2 protein-coding genes are annotated in these 2623 nt (G+C 46.0%); both read right to left on the minus strand.

Annotated features, from left to right (window positions below):
• Nucleotides 1-100: 100 nt before the first annotated feature.
• Nucleotides 101-1522 carry a 16S rRNA (cytosine(1407)-C(5))-methyltransferase RsmF gene (gene rsmF, locus QTO00_RS17920; protein WP_331425989.1) on the minus strand — a complete coding sequence of 474 codons (1422 nt, stop codon included), beginning with the start codon at nt 1520-1522 and terminating at the stop codon, nt 101-103.
• Between the two features lie 126 nt (nt 1523-1648).
• Nucleotides 1649-2623: MlaD family protein (locus tag QTO00_RS17925; RefSeq protein WP_331425990.1), on the minus strand; the 975-nt coding region annotated here is incomplete at its 5' end.

Genomic DNA, 2623 nt, shown 5'->3' on the forward strand with positions numbered 1-2623 from the left:
GCTAACTGTCTGAATTTCCAAATTTATCCATACGTAAAGTGTAGTCTAAGATTCGGATTCTGCTAGGCTCTGTTAGAATTTCATACTATTGTTTGACCAATTAGAATAAGTTTTTATCTCTCACTAATTCTCTGGGCAGTCCATTCTTAATTCGATTCCCGACCCATTTTCCTAATCCAATCACATCGTTACCGAGTGTAACAATAACTTCACCTTGGCCGGAAAGATTTTCTGGGCGAACATCGCGGCCCATAAACCATTCACGCGCATCGTCGATAGAAAGTGCTACAGATGTTTTCTCATCGCCACTGGCGAGAGCGGTCGCGACTTGGTGCTGCCAGCGGTAACCTTTCTTATGTGTTTCTGCGATCTTAATCCCCATGCGTGAAAAGCGCAGTTCGCCAAGCATAGGTTCCAGTTGATTAGGGAACAGCCACACGTCTTTGTCGCGCAGCCAAACTGATGACGTTTTAGGAAGGTCGATATCGAGTGTTTTCTTCAGTTGTAGTTCAACATCTAACTGAACTTTAGCGCTCGCTTTTTCAAACGGGAACTTGCCTAAACGTTTTTTAACTTTTGGTGCCTCTACCGCGCCAAGCTTACGAATACGCGCAACAAAGAAACCTTCGCAGTCATATACCTGTGGGAAAATATGCAGAAAACCCTCTTCAGTCAGTGCTTTTTCTGCTTGTGGGAACAGGTTGATTAAGCTGTCGAACTCAACATTGTCGCCGAATACCGTTTTTAGGTGGTGACACACTTGTTGGTTCTCTTCGATGCTTAAAGTACAAGTAGAATAGACCATAACACCGCCAGGCTTTAAAGCATGAAACGCGCTTTCGATAAGGTCCTTCTGTGTATCAGAGATAGCGATGACAGACTCTTTGCTCCAGTTTTTCATTGCGTCGGCGTCTTTTCTTACCGTGCCTTCGCCAGAGCAGGGAGCATCAATCAAAACCGCGTCAAACTGTTCAGGAAGCCAACCACCAAAAACGCGCCCATCGAAGTTACTTAAAGCTGCATTGCGAATACCGCAGCGCTCGATGTTGGCGTGCAGTACTTTTACTCGACTCGCTGAGAACTCATTGGCAACTACTACGCCTTGGTTATTCATTAGCGCGGCAATTTGAGTGGTTTTTGAACCCGGGGCTGCGGCCATATCGAGAACGGCACTGTATTGCTCTTTACATTCAAATAGAGCTGAAACCGGCATCATTGAGCTTGCTTCTTGGATGTAGAACAGCCCCGACATATGCTCAGCGGTATTGCCTAGCGGAACAACAGACTCGTCCGCTTCAATCCAGAAGCCTTCGCTACACCAAGGCACCGCGTCAAGTTGCCAACCTTTACTGGCCGCACGCTCTCGAAACTCCTCTACAGAGATTTTTAAAGTATTAACGCGAATACTTTTGCGCAGCGGGCGCTGACACGCGGCCACGAAGTCTTCCATATTTAGGTGTTGAGGAAGAATCGATTCAATGCTGGTGAGGAACTCTTCAGGCAGAAATACGTTATGGTGCAATGGTCTATCTCAATTAGATGAAAGGTCGGTGATTATAGCCAAATAAAACAAAAAACGCAGCGTTGGGCTGCGTTTTGTGGTCAGTTTTATACTCTCTTCTGTGTAAGTTCAGAGAAGTAATTTGTTCTATGGTTTAGGTATTGCGGTGCGCCATGCTTTCCAACTATCTTCAGCTTGTGCGTATAGATAGAAAGATTGCCCTTGCTCGGCAATCGGTTCCAATTGTGTTTGTTCTGGGGTAGAGAAGGTGATGCCGCCGCGAACTAAACTGTCCAACGTACCTGCTTTGATATTGGCACCAGAAAGGCCGATGGAAACGTCTACTCCCGACGTGTTCCAAAATACGCTATTGCGTCTTACCAAGTAGGCATAATCAGGCTCGATGACTACGGTAGACACTACGCGGTCTGCGAACTCACCTAAGTTCACCTTGGTCACTTCACCCACTTCAATATCTCGGTAAAGCACTGGTGTACCGACGCTGATCGAACCGCGAGACTCACTCTGAAGGGTGAATATTACGCCATGCCCAGCCTTTTTATTTGGATGAAGGATGAACTTGTTTTTTGCTTCGCCTTCGCCCGGTTGAACGTTGATGGACTGCGCCAATAGGTTCTGAATGTTTTTCACCCCTTTAAGCCCAACTTCAGCTTTAGGTAGCCAGAAGTACGAACCTTCAACCGCGATTTGCTGTGTGTATTCGGGAAGGATGCGCGCTTTAACTTCGACAAAATTGCGCTTGAAGCTAGGCACGACGAGAGTGACTTCACCCACTTTAACGCCGTTGTAGTTAATACTCGTTCCTTTAGATAGTGAGTTTTCGCCTTCGAACGTTAACGTCACCACTTGGCCAAATTTTCGCGCAGTTTTAAAGTCTTTATATAGCAACCACTTGTCATTTTGCTTGTTATCTACACCGGGTAGCGAATCAAACGCAATTCCGCCTTGAATCAAAGATTTAAGCGGCGCTGCTTTCACATTGATTCCTGCAAGGCTTGCGTCTATTTCTACGCCTGAACGATTCCAGAATACGGTTTGTTCGGTCACTAAGTGTTTGTATTGGTTATCTATTGTTGCAGATATGATGACGCCACCATCAAC

Source organism: Vibrio sp. M260118 (assembly GCF_036533755.1).
Taxonomy (GTDB): Bacteria; Pseudomonadota; Gammaproteobacteria; order Enterobacterales; family Vibrionaceae; genus Vibrio.